The organism is Streptomyces sp. BPTC-684 (assembly GCF_030028635.1).
GTDB classification, from domain to species: domain Bacteria; phylum Actinomycetota; class Actinomycetes; order Streptomycetales; family Streptomycetaceae; genus Streptomyces; species Streptomyces noboritoensis.
Map to the genome: position 1 here is coordinate 3,415,700 of NZ_CP124863.1, position 14,131 is coordinate 3,429,830.

Consider the following 14,131-nt stretch of genomic DNA (forward strand, 5'->3'; position numbering starts at 1 on the left):
TACTAGGACGTGCCCTCATGGTCTTCCACAGCGAGTACGCGGCCGTCCCGGTCGTCGACGAACCCATCCACCAGGCCGTCCTCGGGTACGCGGCGGCCCGCTACGGCGACGCCACCGCCCTCATCGACGGCACGGACCCGACGGGCGCCACCTCCGTCTCGTACGCCCTGCTCGACGTGCGGCACCGCCGGGTCGCCGCCGCGCTCGCCGAGGCCGGGCTGCGCAAGGGCGACGTCCTCGCCCTGCACAGCCCCAACTCGGTGCTCTTCCCCGCCGTGTTCTACGGGGCGACGCGCGCCGGGGCCTCGGTGACCACGGTCCATCCACTCGCCACGGCCGAGGAGTTCGCCAAGCAGATCGCCGACTCCTCGGCCCGCTGGATCGTCACGATCGCGCCACTTCTGGAGACGGCCCGCCGCGCGGCCGAACTCAGCGGCTGCATCGCGGAGATATTCGTCTGCGACCGGGCCGACGGCCACCGCTCGGTCCTCGACATGTTCGCCTCCACCGCCCCCGAACCCGCCGTGGACATCGACCCCGGCGAGGACATCGCCGCCCTGCCCTACTCCTCGGGCACCACCGGCGTCCCCAAGGGCGTGATGCTCACCCACCGCTCGATCGCCACCAACCTCGCCCAGCTCCACCCGCTCTGCCCCATGAAACCCGGCGACCGCATCCTCGCCGTCCTGCCCTTCTTCCACATCTACGGCCTCACCGCACTGCTCAACGCCCCGCTGCGGCACGGCGCCACCGTCGTCGTCCTTCCGCGCTTCGACCTCGACCAGTTCCTCGCCACCATCGAGCGCCACCGCATCACCGGCCTGTACGTGGCCCCGCCGATCGTGCTCGCCCTCGCCAAGCACCCGGCGGTCGCGCAGTACGACCTCTCCTCCCTGGAGTACATCGTCAGCGCCGCCGCCCCGCTGGACGCCCAGCTCGCCGCCGCCTGCTCGGCCCGCCTTGGGCTCCCGCCGGTGCGCCAGGCGTACGGCATGACCGAACTCTCGCCCGGCACCCACGCCGTGCCCCTGTCGGCCGCGAACCCGCCGCCCGGCACCGTCGGCAAACTGCTGCCCGGCACCGAGATGCGCCTGCTTTCCCTGGACGAGCCGGGCCGTGACGTCGCCCCCGGCGAGACCGGCGAGATCGCCATCCGGGGCCCCCAGGTCATGAAGGGCTACCTCGGCCGCCCCGACGCCACCGCCGAGATGATCGACGCCGACGGCTGGGTGCACACCGGCGACATCGGCCACGCCGACGCCGACGGCTGGCTCTTCGTCGTCGACCGGGTCAAGGAACTCATCAAGTACAAGGGCTTCCAGGTCGCCCCCGCCGAACTGGAGGCACTCCTGCTCACCCACGACGCCATCGCGGACGCGGCGGTCGTCGGCGTGTACGACGAGGACGGCACCGAAGTGCCGTGCGCCTACGTCGTACGGGCACCGGGCACCGACGACCTCACCGCCGAGGACGTCATGGCGTACGTCGCCGAGCGCGTCGCCCCGTACAAGAAGGTCCGCCGGGTGGAGTTCATCGGCGGAGTGCCGCGCGCGGCGACCGGGAAGATCCTCCGCCGCGAACTCAGGGAACGCCGGGAGGTCCGGGAACTCCGGGAACTCCGGGAACTCCGGGACAGCGAGAAGGGCACCGCATGACCGTCGTACACCGGTCGCAGGACCGGGGCATCACCACACTGACGCTGGACTCGCCCGCCAACCGCAACGCCCTGTCCGCCGCCCTCGTCGGCGAACTCGGCACGGCCCTCGCCGACTGCGCCGCCGACCCGGACGTACGGGCCGTCCTGCTCACCCACACCGGCACCACCTTCTGCGCGGGCGCCGACCTCAAGTCGCCCCCCGACCCGGCCGCCTTCGTGGCCCTGATGCGGGCCGTCGTCGACCTGCCCAAGCCGGTCGTGGCCCGGGTCACCGGACACGTACGGGCCGGCGGGCTCGGGCTGCTCGGCGCCTGCGACATCGCGGTGGCCGGGCCCGACTCCTCGTACGCCTTCACCGAAGCCCTGCTCGGGCTCGCCCCCGCCGTGATCTCCATGCCCCTGCTGCCCCGCATGGACCCGCGCGCCGCCGGGCGCTACTACCTCACCGGGGAACGGTTCGGGGCGGCCGAGGCCGTACGGGCCGGGCTGCTCACCGAGGCGGCCGACGACGTGGACACGGCCCTCGCACCCGTACTCGACGGGCTGCGCCGGGCCTCCCCGCAGGGCCTGGCCGCATCGAAGGCACTGGTCACGGCTACCGTGGTGGAGACCTTCGACCGCTGGACGGAAGACCTGAGCGCGCGTTCGGCGGCCCTGTTCGCCTCCGCCGAGGCGAAGGAGGGCGTGACGGCGTTCCTGGAACGACGGGAGCCCCCATGGGTGTTGTGACCTCGGCGACTGCCTCTGCGAAGGGCCCCCACGCGCCGAAGCAGGACCGCAGCCGGGCCACCCGGCAGCGCCTCCTGGAAGCTGCGGTGGCGTGCCTCGCCGAACACGGCTGGGCGGGCTCCACGGTGTCGGTCGTCGCCGAGCGGGCCGGCGTCTCGCGCGGCGCGGCCCAGCACCACTTCCCCACCCGGGAGGACCTGTTCACGGCGGCCGTCGAGTACGTGGCCGAGGAGCGCTCCACGGCCCTGCGCGCCCTGGGGCCCACCGACCGCCACACCGTGGTCGCCAGCCTCGTCGACCTCTACACGGGCCCGCTGTTCCGGGCCGCCCTGCACCTGTGGGTGGCCGCCGCGAACGAGCCCCAACTGCACGCGCGCGTACGGGAGCTGGAGGCCCGGGTCGGCCGGGAGTCGCACCGGATCGCTGTAGCCCTGCTCGGCGCGGACGAGTCGATACCCGGCGTACGCGAAACCGTCCAGGGCCTCCTCGACATGGCCCGCGGCCTCGGCCTCGCGAACGTCCTGACGGACGACGGGGCGCGACGGCGCCGGGTGGTGGCGCAGTGGGCGGAGCTGGTGGACGGGGCTTTGGGGGCATGAGAACGGGGGCCGGGCTCGCGCCCGACCCCCCGCCCCGCCCTACTGACTAGGACGCGCGGCCGTCCGCGTCCTCGCACGCCTGCGCCTTCCTGCGCAGCGCGTCGGCCTGCTGGTGCGCCCTCGTGGCGGCGGCGCGCTCGCCCAGGTGCCTCAGCTCCTCGGCCTTCCGGTCGAGCTGCGCGGCCTGCTGGCGCAGCTCGGCCGGCTTGCAGATGATGACACCGGCCTGCGCGGCGGGCGCGACGGTCACGGCCAGGCCACCGGCGAGCAGCGCGGCGGACAGCACAGCGGTCACGGTACGACGCATGTGGATACTCCAAATCCCGGGCCCGAAGAGCCCGTTGTGGGGGGTCTGGTTCTCGAAAACCCTATCTAATCCAGCCATGCAATCGATCAAGGGGGCCCAGGCGGAGGGTAGATGCGCGTGTGGCGCCGCCCCCGTCCCCGGGGCGGCGCCACACGTACAACTGAGGCTGAGTCAGTTCGGAACTCAGGCCCGGATGTCCCCGTACCCCTCCACCTCGCGCGGGTCGCGCGAGCCCGGGCCGATGTAGCGGGCAGAGGGCCGCACCAGACGGCCCGTCCGCTTCTGCTCCAGGATGTGCGCCGACCAGCCCGCCGTACGGGCACACGTGAACATCGACGTGAACATGTGCGCCGGGACCTCCGCGAAGTCCAGCATGATCGCCGCCCAGAACTCGACGTTCGTGGCGAGCACCCGGTCGGGGCGGCGGGCGTGCAGCTCCTCCAGAGCGGCCTTCTCCAGCGCCTCCGCGACTTCGAAGCGCGGCGCGGCCAGCTCCTTGGCGGTGCGGCGCAGCACGCGCGCACGGGGGTCCTCGGCGCGGTAGACGCGGTGCCCGAAGCCCATCAGGCGCTCGCCCTTGTCGAGGGCCTTCTTCACGTACGCCGTGGCGTCGCCCGTCCGCTCGATCTCCTCGATCATGCCGAGGACACGGGAGGGCGCGCCGCCGTGCAGCGGACCGGACATGGCGCCGACCGCGCCCGACAGGGCGGCCGCGACATCGGCACCGGTGGAGGCGATCACGCGGGCGGTGAACGTCGAGGCGTTCATGCCGTGCTCGGCGGCCGACGTCCAGTACGCGTCGACGGCCTTCACGTGCCGGGGGTCCGGCTCGCCGCGCCAGCGGATCATGAACCGCTCGACGACCGACTCGGCCTTGTCGATCTCACGCTGCGGCACCATCGGCAGCCCCTGGCCGCGCGCCGACTGGGCGACGTAGGACAGCGCCATGACGGCGGCGCGCGCCAGGTCGTCGCGGGCGGTCCGCTCGTCGATGTCGAGCAGCGGCTTCAGCCCCCAGACCGGCGCGAGCATCGCGAGCGCGGACTGCACGTCGACGCGGATGTCCCCGGAGTGGACGGGGATGGGAAAGGGCTCGGCGGGCGGCAGCCCCGGGTTGAAGGCCCCGTCGACGAGCAGCCCCCAGACATTCCCGAACGACACATGGCCGACGAGATCCTCGATGTCGACGCCTCGGTACCGAAGAGCACCGCCTTCCTTGTCGGGTTCGGCGATCTCCGTCTCGAACGCGACGACTCCTTCAAGTCCGGGTACGAAGTCGGACATCAGGCGGCTCCTCATGATGCGTGCGACAGCTGCGGGATGGGTTGGGCAGGGGGCGCCCCTTCCCCCGTGATGCCCCGTGCGGCGGGAAATCACCCACCGCGGGTCGTAGGGGGGCCACAGTGGCCCAGCGGAGAGTTTGGCGGGTTCGACGGGTGCGGGGAAGCGTGACATCCGGCACACTGCCCCATTTGCCGCGCGGAGGGTTGACGACCCTCCGTGCCGGGAAAACTGACACGCCGTGCCATACGGAGTGCCCGGGCGCGGTCACACGCTCCTGCGGCAGGATGACGCCGTGACCGACCACGACCCCGCGGCCATGCGCCGCCAGTACCGCACCACCCTCCTGGACGAGGCGGACCTGGCCGCCACCCCCATGGCCCAGTTCGCGCGCTGGTTCAAGGAGGCCGTCACCGCAGGCCTGCACGAGCCGAACGCCATGGTCGTCGCCACGGCGACCCCCGACGGCCGCCCGTCGACGCGCACGGTCCTGCTGAAGGCCTACGACGACCGGGGCTTCGTCTTCTACACGAACTACGCCTCCCGCAAGGCGACCGAACTCGCGGCCAACCCGCACGTCTCCCTGCTCTTCCCCTGGCACCAGATCTCCCGCCAGGTGATCGTGACGGGCGAGGCGGCGCGGATCCCCCGCGAGGAGACGGAGACGTACTTCCGCACCCGCCCCCACGGCTCCCGGCTCGGCGCCTGGGCGAGCCCCCAGTCCCGGCCGATCGCCTCCCGCACCGAGCTGACGACCCGCTACGAGGAGCTGGCGACCCGCTACCCCGAGGGCACCGAGGTCCCGGTCCCGCCGGAGTGGGGCGGCTTCCGGATCGTCCCGGAGACGATGGAGTTCTGGCAGGGCCACGAGAACCGCCTCCACGACCGCCTGCGCTATGTCCCGGCGACCCCGGAAACCTGGCGGGTAGAACGCCTGGCCCCGTAATTCCCTGTAATTCCCTGGTCCCAGGCCCCGGACATGCAGAAACCCGCGGGCTCGGGTTCCTCCGAAGAGGAGCCGGCCGGACGTACCGGCGAGCCCGCGGGTCGGTGACTGCTGGGAATTTCGGCCGGCGACGAGCCGGCACCGCACAAAGAGTGCGACTGGCAGGCGCTAGCCCGCAGTCACCTCACGCGTCCGGTATGAAATCACTTCCGGATCACCTCCTTTCGTGTGTGCACGACACATTAGGCAGAGGCCTGGGGAGCCTCAACCGATTTTCGGAGTCTCTTTTTTCGAGGCGTAGGAGTAGCCGTCCGCTCTCTGGAGAAGCCGGAGGTTGCGGTGCAGGACGTTGAAGCGGCCCGCCGAGGTGGTGAGGCTGTGCTGGCCTCTGCTGCGGACGGAGACGCGCCCGGTCCAGGTGCCCTTCCATATGAGCGGCTGCCCGCCCTTGGCGAGGACGAAGACCCTGGCCTCGCCGATGCCCCATGGGGGAACGTCACCGTTCCCGTTCTCTGCCGTCCCCGCCGTGGGGCGGTTCCGGCGTGACGCCGACGGGGCTCGGTGCGCCCCCTGCCGGTCTCCCCTCGCCCATGTTCCCTGGTGGGGACCTCGGGCTCCGGCCACGCGGGCCGGTTCTCGTGCCGCGTGTGGGAGGAATGGGTCGTACCTGGGGGATTACCCGCCAGTCGGGCACAAGGAGGCTGTGAAGGGGCCGGGCTGCGAACAAGTATCCGTAGCGCTCGGCTCGACCGGGCCGGGCTCGCCAACGGGAGGACCATCCTGTGCGCATCGCCAGACCTCTGTACGTGACCGTCGCCGCGGCCGCTGCCGCGATCCTCTCCGCAACGACGGCATCCGCCCAGCCCGCCCCTCAGGCGCACGCCTCGGCGTCGGCCGGCGGCACGGTGGACCGTGAGCACGCCCTGGTCGGCTACTTCGGCTACGACGGTGAGGAGACCTACACCAGCCCCTTGCTGGACGCCTCTGACCCCAAGGCCAAGGACCCGGCGAACTGGGTTCCGCGCTCGCTCGTGGACGGCGCTCGGGGTACACGCTCTCAGCCGCCCAAGCCAGACACCTTCCTATGCACGTTATGGGTCGGTGAAGTCGTCGCCAATGGGCTGTACGACGTGAAGGCAGGTACCAGTCAGGACTGTTCGGGATCGTTCCGTACGCAGTGGACGCAGGCCCAGTTCGCCGAGGACAACGGCGGCTGGCACCGCGTCACCGGATCCATCGTCGGCCCGAGCACCAGCGGCCAGCACAACGACACCACCTTCGGCATGGCCTGCAACCAGCCGCCGCAGACCGGTCGGCACAAGCTGCGCCTCGAAGCCCGGGGCTACGCCGTCGACGCCGACGGCACACAGGTCAGGGGTACGCTCCTGTACGGCAAGTCGTCCTCCTGGACGTGTATCTGAGCCGCCGAGAGTGGGCCCCTGTGGACGAGTCCAGCGCATTCGGCTACATCCCTGAGCATCCGGAGACCGGCGAGAAGGTCGTCTTCGGCGGTCAGGAAGTCACCCGTTCCGATCCGGCCGAGGCAGACGCCGAGGGCTCGTCGGAGGACGCCCGCTTGAGGCGGGGCTGGGCGCGGCCGACCGAGGCCGGTGAGTTCCCGCCGGGCTATCGGGACTGAACTCGCCCCAGGCGACGGCACCCCGGACCGCGCGCACGCCGTCCGTCCGGGGTGCCCGTTCTCGCTCGGTGCGGCGCTGTTATTGGCCCGCCCGCTCCCCCGCGCTCCGCTCCACGCAGAACTCGTTGCCCTCCACGTCCGCGAGGGTGACCCAGCCCCTGCCGTCGGGGAGGCGGTGGTCGCCGACCACGGTGGCGCCGAGGGCGAGGAGGCGGTCGACCTCCTCGTCGCGGGTGCGGTCCTGGGGCTGGAGGTCGAGGTGGACGCGGTTCTTGACGGACTTGGCGTCGGGGACCGTCACGAAGAGGAGGGTGGCGGCCTCGCTGGTGACCAGGGCCTCCGGGTCGCCGGGGAAGTCCTCGTCGGAGATCTTGCCGTCGAGGGCCGCCGCCCAGAAGGTGGCCAGGGTGTAGGCATCGGTGCAGTCGAACGTCACGTGACGTACAAGTGAGGTCATGAGCGTCACTATGTTCGACGAGGGTGGGACGGGAAAGACCTTTTCGGGGGCGCGGGTCGATCTGGAGCCCCTGCGGGTGGAGCACGCCGAGGAGATGGCGGGCGTGCTCGGGGATCCCGCGCTGCACCGGTTCATCGGCGGCGCGCCCGACACCGTGGAGCAACTGCGCGCGCGGTACGCGCGGATGGCGGCCGGGTCGCCCGACCCCGCCGTCCACTGGCTCAACTGGGTCATCCGGCTGCGCGAAGAGCACCGGTTGGTGGGTACGGTCCAGGCCACTGTGGAAGGTGGTACGGCAGAGATCGCCTGGGTCGTGGGAACGCCCTGGCAGGGGCGGGGGATCGCCGTGGAGGCCGCGCGGGCGCTCGTCGCGGGGCTCGCCGCGTACGGGGTGCGGAGCGTCGTCGCGCACGTTCACCCCGATCACACCGCGTCCGCCGCCGTCGCGCGCGCCGCCGGGCTCGCCCCGACCGGTGAGCGGTCGGACGGGGAGGTGCGCTGGCGCGCGGAGCTCGGCGGCTGAGCCAGCGCGCGTCGTTTCCACCGGGGTGTCCCCCTTCCGCGTCGCAAAACGGCCCCTCCCGGGAAGGGATTTCGGGGAAGTCGATGTGGGATGCGTCACGTTCCAGTTGAATGATCCGACGAGGGTCGGTGCGTCGGCGTGACGCTGCGACACGTCCTGCAGGGGGTGCCAGGATGAGTGCTTCCCGGAGTGAGACCACCAACGCCCTCGGTCCCGACGAGCCGGACCGGGGACATGACGACGGCCCCGGCGGTCCGCCGGTGCCCGAGCCCGAGCACGGCGGCGACCTGCTCGCCGCGCTGCTCGACGGGATGGACGCCGCGCTCTGCGCGTTCGACGCGGGCGGTGCGGTCACGCACTGGAACCGCGAGGCCGAGCGGATCCTCGGCTGGAGCGCCGAGGAGGCCGTCGGCCGCCAGGGCTTCGCCGGGTGGGCGGTACGGGCCGCCGACGCGGGCGAGGTGGAGGGCCGGCTGATGGCCGCGATGGACGCGCCGGGCCGCCAGGTGCACGAGTTCGCGCTGCTGAAGAAGGACGGCGGGCGCGTTCTCGTACGGACGCAGTCGGCCGGGGTCCGGGGCGCGGACGGCAAACCGGCGGGCGTGTACTGCGCGTTCAGCGAGGTGCACGCGCAGATCGACCTGGAGCGGTCGATCGCGCTGAGCGAGGCCCTGTTCGAGGACGGGTCGTGGGGCGTGGTGCTCGTGGACGTGGACCTGCGTCCGACCGTCGTCAACGCGTACGCGGCGCGGGCGCTCGGGACCGGGCGGGTCACGCTGCTCGGGCGGCCGCTCGGCGAGCTGATCGTGCAGGGCGTGGAGGAGCTGGAGGGCGCGCTCCACCACGTGCTCGCGGAGGGCGCGCCCGCCTCGCCCGCCGAGCTGTGGGTGACGCTGCGCACCGCCGAGGGCGAGCGGCGGCGCTGCTGGCGCAGCGGCTTCCTGCGGCTGGCCTCGCCGCTGGCGGAGGAGCCGGTGCCGCTGGGGGTCGCCTGGCTCTTCCAGGACGTGACCGACGCGAAGCTGGCCGAGCAGGAGGCGGACCGGCTGCGGTTCCGCTGGAACCAGCTGTACCGGGCGGCGCGTACGGCGGCGGAGTGCGAGGACCCGTCGGAGGCGGCGATGGCGTACCTCGACTTCGCGCTCGCCGGGTTCGCGGAGCACGCGCTGGTGGACGTGGCGGTGGGTGAGCGTCTGGTGCGTACGGCGGCGTCGCCGGCGAGCGCGCCGGGGCCGGTCGCGGCGGTGGCGGGCGGGGGCATGCCGGTGCGGTACGCGCCGGGCCACCCCGCGCTTCAGGCCGTCGACCGGGTGGGGTCGGTGCGGGCGAGTGGGGGTGTGGGGGCGGAGGGCTGGGCCTTGGACCGGCAGTGGCCGGGGGACGCCCGGCACGCCCTTTGTACGGTCCTGCGCAGCCGGGGGCGTACGGTCGGCGTCCTCACGTTCCTGCGCGGCCCCGGGCGCCCGGCCTTCGAACGCCCCGACGCGGAGTTCGCGGAGAGTGTGGCGGTGCGGGTGGGGGCGGCGCTGGACCTGTCGGCGACGCTGGGTTAGCCCCCACCCCGCCCCTTCCCGAAAGCCCTCTGGCGGGCGGCCGGGGGCTGCGCCCCTGGACCCCTATTTGTCTGCGAGCCGGTGGGGGCTGGTCGCGCAGTTCCCCGCGCCCCTTAAGTGCCGCTGCGCGGCATCCCCGCTTTTAGGGGCGCGGGGAACTGCGCGAGCAACCCACCACGGTCCGCAGGCGAACCCCGGGCCCAGCCCAGCGCAGCGCCTAGCGTCGGAAGAAGATCCGGTCCCCGTACTCCTCCAGCACCCGCCCGTTCCACTCGTGGCCCCCGTCCACGTTCCCCGACCGCAGCAGCGGCGGCTCGATGCCGCGGTCCGCCAGGGACTCCGCCGCCGCGGCCATCGTGGCCTGCATGAGGGCGCTGGTGACGACCGTCGACGCGGGGGCGAAGGGCGCCTCGATCGCCGGGTGCGTGAGCTCCGCGTCGCCGATCGCGATCTTGCTGTCGAGGACGATGTCGCAGTGGTCGCGCAGGAACGTGCCGGAGACGTGCCGCGACTTCGTGCCCGACGTGTACGCGAGCGACGTGACGCCGATGACCTTCAGGCCCAGCGCCCGCGCGTTCATCGCCATCTCGACCGGCAGCGAGTTGCGGCCGGAGAGGGAGATGACCACCAGGACGTCGCCGGGCTTGGCGGGGCTGGAGTCCAGGACCGCGCCCGCCAGGCCGTCCACCCGCTCCAGGGCCGAGCCCAGCGTCGCGGGCGTCACGTCGACCCCGACCGTGCCGGGGACGGCGAGGAGGTTCATCAGGGCGAGCCCCCCCGCCCGGTAGACCACGTCCTGCGCGGCCAGCGAGGAGTGCCCGGCGCCGAAGGCGAAGAGGCGGCCGCCCGCGGCGACGGTGTCCGCGATCGCGGTCCCGGCGGCGGCGACGTTCCCGGCCTCCTCGTCCCGTACCCGCTGGAGCAGCCCGATGGCGGCGTCGAAGAACTGACCGGCCAGTTTGCTCTCGCTCATCGCCTGGGCCCTTTCCGGAGGGGTGCGTGGGGGAATGCTCGGGGTAGGGAATGTCCGTGCCGCCGCACACGTTGCGGTCTGGACCATTGCCCTGTCAATACGCCCTCCCGTCCGTCCTCCCGAGCACCCGTTCTCGGGCCGTGCCCCGGCCGGGGCACGGTTGTCAGTGGTATGCGTCAGAATTGAGTCAGGGCCAGCGCACGAGTGCTTTCAACATTCACAGCATCGAGGGGCACGTATGTCCGGACTGATCGACACGACGGAGATGTATCTCCGCACCATCCTCGAACTTGAGGAAGAGGGTGTGGTCCCCATGCGCGCCCGGATCGCGGAGCGACTCGACCAGAGCGGGCCGACCGTGAGCCAGACGGTCGCGCGCATGGAGCGCGACGGCCTGGTCCAGGTCGCCGGCGACCGGCACCTGGAGCTCACCGACGAGGGCCGCCGCCTGGCCACCCGCGTCATGCGCAAGCACCGGCTCGCCGAGTGCCTGCTCGTCGACGTGATCGGCCTGGAGTGGGAGCAGGTGCACGCGGAGGCGTGCCGCTGGGAGCACGTGATGAGCGAGGCGGTGGAGCGGCGCGTCCTGGAGCTGCTGCGCCACCCGACGGAGTCTCCGTACGGGAACCCGATCCCGGGCCTGGAGGAGCTGGGCGAGAAGGCCGAGGCCGACGCCTTCCTGGAGGACGGCATCATCAGCCTCAACGAGCTGGAGGCGACGGACGACGGCATGACGGTCGTCGTGCGCCGCATCGGCGAGCCGATCCAGACGGACGCCCAGCTGATGTACACGCTGCGTCGCGCGGGCGTGCAGCCCGGCGCGGTCGTCAGCGTGACGCAGTCCCCGGGCGGCGTCCTGGTCGGCAGCAGCGGCGAGGCCGCCGAGCTCGGCGCGGACGTCGCGTCCCACGTCTTCGTGGCCAAGCGGTAGCCCAGCGGTAGGGAAAAGGCAGTGGGGGCGGTGTCGCGCGCGTGCGCGGCGCCGCCCCCGTTTCCTTTGGGGCGTACGGGAGTTGAGAGGGTGGGCCGACCGCCGTGCCCGCCCGTTGTTTCCGGTCGGATCGGCAGCGGGCGGGCGGTTCGCGTGCCACGCTGTCGGTGAGGCATATGACCTGAAGGAGCGGAGAGCGCACGGCCGGGGAGCGCACGGCCGGGAAGGCGAGGGGAGGGATCGTGCGGAGAGCTCCACTGCCACCGTCTCCCGCCTCCGGCGGGCCCCGCGGACTCGCAGAGGGCCCCGACGCCCTGCGGCGCCGGGGCCTGCCCTCCCCGGTGCTGACCCGGAGCCCCGAGCTCTCGGGGTCAGCTCCCTCGGGTCGGCCTGTCGGTCCCACCGCGGCCGCCCGCCTCCCGCAGAAGATCTCCCCTCGGGGCGGCCCGTCAATCCTTGAGTCCGGTCACTCGAACGAGGGGTGTTGCGCGAGAGACGCCAGTTTTCGAATAGAGGTTCGATATCCTGCCGTGAACTGACCTCAGAGCTCCGGGGGCTGAAGGGGGTGCCAGGACACATGGTGCGACGCAGCGACGTGACGGGATCCGATGGCGTACGCCTCGCTGCCTGGGAGTTCGCGGACCCGCCCAAGGGCCGCCGGGAGACCGGCCCGGCGCCCGGGGTGTTACTGCTCCACGGACTGATGGGCCGCGCCGCGCACTGGGCGACCACCGCCCGCTGGCTCGCCGAGCAGCACCGCGCGGTCGCCCTGGACCAGCGCGGCCACGGCCGCAGCGACAAGCCCGCCGAGGGCCCCTTCACCCGTGAGGCCTACGTGGCGGACGCGGAGGCGGCCATCGAGCAGCTGGGCCTCGCCCCGGTCACCCTCGTCGGCCACTCCATGGGCGCCCTCACCGCCTGGCAGCTCGCCGCCCACCGCCCCGACCTCGTCCGCGCCCTGGTGATCTGCGACATGCGCGCCTCGGCGCTCGGCGCGGCCTCCCAGCGCGAGTGGGAGGACTGGTTCAAGTCCTGGCCGGTGCCGTTCGCGACGCTCGCGGACGTACGGAAGTGGTTCGGCGAGGACGACCCCTGGGTGGAGCGCCCCAGCCCCGCGCGCGGCGAGTTCTTCGCCGAGGTGATGGCCGAGCGCGCCGACGGCTGGCGCCCGGTCTTCTCCCGCCGCCAGATGCTCAAGGCCCGCGAGACGTGGGTCTACGACGCGCACTGGGAGGAGCTGGCCCAGGTCCGCTGCCCGACCCTTGTGGTCCGCGGCCTCGACGGCGAGCTCGGCCGCGCCGAGGCCCAGGAGATGGTCCGCGTGCTGCCCCGGGGGCAGTACGCGGAAGTGGCCGACGCCGGCCATCTCGTCCACTACGACCAGCCGGAGGGCTGGCGGGCTGCGGTCGAACCGTTCCTGCGGGAGACGGCCGATCACCCGGTCCCGTCGTCCCCCTGAGCACGTAGGGGCGTCAGCCGTGCCCCGCCGCTGTCGCCCACACCGGGTACTGCTCGCCCGGCCGCATGTCCTCGTACAGCTGGGGGACCGTCACCAGCGTGTAGCCTGCGGCCCGCAGCCCGGTGATGATGCCGGGCACGGCGGGCACGGTCCACTTCAGGACGTCGTGCAGCAGGACCACGCCGCCCGGCCGGGCCCGCTCCAGGACCAGCTTGCGTACGAGCTCGGTGGTCGTGTGGTGGTAGTCGGTCGCGGTCACGTTCCACAGGATCTGGGCGAGTCCGAGCGCCCGGGCCGCGTCCGTCACCCGGGCGTCCGTGAGGCCCTTGGGCGGCCGCATCAGCGTCGGCCTGACGCCCGTGAGCCGCTGGAGCGCCGACTGGGTGAGGGCGAGCTGGCGCAGTGTCTCCGCCTCGGGCAGACCGGTCAGGACCGGGTGCGTCCAGGTGTGGTTGCCGATCGCGTGGCCCTGCGCGGCGATCCGCCGTACGAGATCGGGATAGGTGTGCACGGGCTTGTCGCCGACCAGGAAGAACGTCGCCCGCACGCCTTCCCGGCCGAGTATGTCCAGCAGCCGCGCGGTGTACGGGCCCGGCCCGTCGTCGAAGGTGAGCGCGATGCACTTGGCGGTGCGGCACAGCGGCGAGTACGCGAGCGCGCGCGGGCCCCGGCCGTCCCCCGCCGGGCTCTCGTCCCCCTCGTGCACATGGCGTACGGGAGCGGCCCGGGGCGCGTCGAAGGCTCCCGCGCCCGTGGCGCAGCCGACGCCGAACAGCAGTACCGAGGCGGCCAGCCCGGCGGTCACGGCCCTCAGGGACACCCGATACGCGGTCACACGAAAGATCTACCCGCGCCCGCTCGGGCACGCATGCGGGCGTCACCCGCGTGAGTGACGCGCCCCTTTCCGGCCCGGCCTTTGTCCGCGGGTGGGTGGGGGCTGGTCGCGCAGTTCCCCGCGCCCCTTTTTGGCCCGGTGTTTGTCTGCGGGCCGGTGGGGGTTGCTCGCGCAGTTCCCCGCGCCCCTGGGGGGTTGGGGTCACCCGGGTTGCCAGGGGATCGCCCCGCAGGGCGCTTCTA

At 72.7% G+C, this 14,131-nt stretch carries 15 protein-coding genes; 10 read left to right on the top strand and 5 right to left on the bottom strand.

Annotated features, from left to right (window positions below; all coding sequences use genetic code 11):
• The first annotated feature begins 17 nt into the window (after nt 1-17).
• The 3 genes from QIY60_RS15310 to QIY60_RS15320 are packed head-to-tail and all read left to right on the top strand — an operon-like array spanning nt 18 to nt 2,985.
• A complete protein-coding gene (locus tag QIY60_RS15310) occupies nt 18-1,655 on the top strand; it encodes a 4-coumarate--CoA ligase family protein (protein ID WP_283142943.1) in 1,638 nt (545 codons plus the stop codon).
• Nucleotides 1,652-2,386 (top strand): enoyl-CoA hydratase family protein, encoded by a 735-nt coding sequence (locus tag QIY60_RS15315; RefSeq protein WP_283142944.1) that lies wholly within the window; start codon nt 1,652-1,654, stop codon nt 2,384-2,386. Before QIY60_RS15310 ends, QIY60_RS15315 begins: the two co-directional genes overlap by 4 nt.
• Nucleotides 2,374-2,985, top strand: a complete 612-nt coding sequence (locus QIY60_RS15320; protein ID WP_283142945.1) for a TetR/AcrR family transcriptional regulator — start codon at nt 2,374-2,376, stop codon at nt 2,983-2,985. The genes QIY60_RS15315 and QIY60_RS15320 overlap by 13 nt, the downstream gene beginning before the upstream one ends.
• Before the next feature lie 46 nt (nt 2,986-3,031).
• Here QIY60_RS15320 and QIY60_RS15325 read toward each other — a convergent pair whose 3' ends face one another.
• Nucleotides 3,032-3,292, bottom strand: a complete 261-nt coding sequence (locus tag QIY60_RS15325) for a hypothetical protein (RefSeq protein WP_283142946.1) — start codon at nt 3,290-3,292, stop codon at nt 3,032-3,034.
• 183 nt (nt 3,293-3,475) lie between these two features.
• The gene (locus QIY60_RS15330) at nt 3,476-4,576 is read right to left on the bottom strand and encodes a citrate synthase 2 (RefSeq protein WP_283142947.1); all 1,101 of its coding nucleotides are present in this window, start codon (nt 4,574-4,576) and stop codon (nt 3,476-3,478) included.
• A 316-nt stretch (nt 4,577-4,892) separates the two neighbouring features.
• Here QIY60_RS15330 and pdxH point away from each other — a divergent pair, with 316 nt between their 5' ends.
• The 3 genes from pdxH (at nt 4,893) to QIY60_RS15345 (ending at nt 7,158) form a co-directional block, all read left to right on the top strand.
• Nucleotides 4,893-5,519: a pyridoxamine 5'-phosphate oxidase gene (gene pdxH / locus QIY60_RS15335; RefSeq protein ID WP_283145939.1), complete on the top strand. Its 627-nt coding sequence runs from the start codon at nt 4,893-4,895 to the stop codon at nt 5,517-5,519.
• 782 nt (nt 5,520-6,301) lie between these two features.
• Nucleotides 6,302-6,940 (top strand): hypothetical protein, encoded by a 639-nt coding sequence (locus tag QIY60_RS15340; RefSeq protein WP_283142948.1) that lies wholly within the window; start codon nt 6,302-6,304, stop codon nt 6,938-6,940.
• A 20-nt stretch (nt 6,941-6,960) separates the two neighbouring features.
• Nucleotides 6,961-7,158: a hypothetical protein gene (locus tag QIY60_RS15345; RefSeq protein WP_283142949.1), complete on the top strand. Its 198-nt coding sequence runs from the start codon at nt 6,961-6,963 to the stop codon at nt 7,156-7,158.
• Between the two features lie 79 nt (nt 7,159-7,237).
• On the opposite strand, the gene QIY60_RS15350 is transcribed toward QIY60_RS15345, so the two are convergent.
• The gene (locus tag QIY60_RS15350) at nt 7,238-7,615 is read right to left on the bottom strand and encodes a VOC family protein (RefSeq protein WP_283142950.1); all 378 of its coding nucleotides are present in this window, start codon (nt 7,613-7,615) and stop codon (nt 7,238-7,240) included.
• On the opposite strand from QIY60_RS15350, the gene QIY60_RS15355 reads away from it, so the two are divergent.
• Both QIY60_RS15355 and QIY60_RS15360 read left to right on the top strand, forming a co-directional pair.
• Nucleotides 7,614-8,138: a GNAT family N-acetyltransferase gene (locus QIY60_RS15355; RefSeq protein ID WP_283142951.1), complete on the top strand. Its 525-nt coding sequence runs from the start codon at nt 7,614-7,616 to the stop codon at nt 8,136-8,138. The two genes, QIY60_RS15350 and QIY60_RS15355, sit on opposite strands and share 2 nt — an antisense overlap.
• A gap of 173 nt (nt 8,139-8,311) precedes the next feature.
• Nucleotides 8,312-9,691: a PAS domain-containing protein gene (locus QIY60_RS15360; RefSeq protein ID WP_283142952.1), complete on the top strand. Its 1,380-nt coding sequence runs from the start codon at nt 8,312-8,314 to the stop codon at nt 9,689-9,691.
• A gap of 217 nt (nt 9,692-9,908) precedes the next feature.
• On the opposite strand, the gene QIY60_RS15365 is transcribed toward QIY60_RS15360, so the two are convergent.
• Nucleotides 9,909-10,664 (bottom strand): SIS domain-containing protein, encoded by a 756-nt coding sequence (locus tag QIY60_RS15365; protein ID WP_283142953.1) that lies wholly within the window; start codon nt 10,662-10,664, stop codon nt 9,909-9,911.
• A gap of 238 nt (nt 10,665-10,902) precedes the next feature.
• Here QIY60_RS15365 and QIY60_RS15370 point away from each other — a divergent pair, with 238 nt between their 5' ends.
• Nucleotides 10,903-11,595, top strand: a complete 693-nt coding sequence (locus tag QIY60_RS15370) for a metal-dependent transcriptional regulator (RefSeq protein ID WP_190088124.1) — start codon at nt 10,903-10,905, stop codon at nt 11,593-11,595.
• Nucleotides 11,596-12,172: 577 nt separating this feature from the next.
• Nucleotides 12,173-13,054 (top strand): alpha/beta hydrolase, encoded by an 882-nt coding sequence (locus tag QIY60_RS15375; RefSeq protein WP_283142954.1) that lies wholly within the window; start codon nt 12,173-12,175, stop codon nt 13,052-13,054.
• 13 nt (nt 13,055-13,067) lie between these two features.
• Here the strand turns inward: QIY60_RS15375 and QIY60_RS15380 are convergent, their stop codons facing one another.
• Entirely contained in the window at nt 13,068-13,889 is an 822-nt protein-coding gene (locus QIY60_RS15380; RefSeq protein ID WP_283142955.1) for a polysaccharide deacetylase family protein, read from the bottom strand.
• Nucleotides 13,890-14,131 lie beyond the last annotated feature (242 nt).

Excerpts from the sequence above, each read along its gene's own strand:
- QIY60_RS15375 (WP_283142954.1), top strand. The coding sequence starts at position 12,173 with ATGGTGCGACGCAGCGACGTGACGGGATCCGATGGCGTACGCCTCGCT.
- QIY60_RS15360 (WP_283142952.1), top strand. The coding sequence starts at position 8,312 with ATGAGTGCTTCCCGGAGTGAGACCACCAACGCCCTCGGTCCCGACGAG.
- QIY60_RS15370 (WP_190088124.1), top strand. The coding sequence starts at position 10,903 with ATGTCCGGACTGATCGACACGACGGAGATGTATCTCCGCACCATCCTC.
- QIY60_RS15320 (WP_283142945.1), top strand. The coding sequence starts at position 2,374 with ATGGGTGTTGTGACCTCGGCGACTGCCTCTGCGAAGGGCCCCCACGCG.
- QIY60_RS15355 (WP_283142951.1), top strand. The coding sequence starts at position 7,614 with ATGAGCGTCACTATGTTCGACGAGGGTGGGACGGGAAAGACCTTTTCG.
- QIY60_RS15350 (WP_283142950.1), bottom strand. The coding sequence starts at position 7,615 with ATGACCTCACTTGTACGTCACGTGACGTTCGACTGCACCGATGCCTAC.
- QIY60_RS15315 (WP_283142944.1), top strand. The coding sequence starts at position 1,652 with ATGACCGTCGTACACCGGTCGCAGGACCGGGGCATCACCACACTGACG.
- QIY60_RS15365 (WP_283142953.1), bottom strand. The coding sequence starts at position 10,664 with ATGAGCGAGAGCAAACTGGCCGGTCAGTTCTTCGACGCCGCCATCGGG.
- QIY60_RS15330 (WP_283142947.1), bottom strand. The coding sequence starts at position 4,576 with ATGTCCGACTTCGTACCCGGACTTGAAGGAGTCGTCGCGTTCGAGACG.
- QIY60_RS15325 (WP_283142946.1), bottom strand. The coding sequence starts at position 3,292 with ATGCGTCGTACCGTGACCGCTGTGCTGTCCGCCGCGCTGCTCGCCGGT.
- QIY60_RS15310 (WP_283142943.1), top strand. The coding sequence starts at position 18 with ATGGTCTTCCACAGCGAGTACGCGGCCGTCCCGGTCGTCGACGAACCC.
- pdxH (WP_283145939.1), top strand. The coding sequence starts at position 4,893 with ATGCGCCGCCAGTACCGCACCACCCTCCTGGACGAGGCGGACCTGGCC.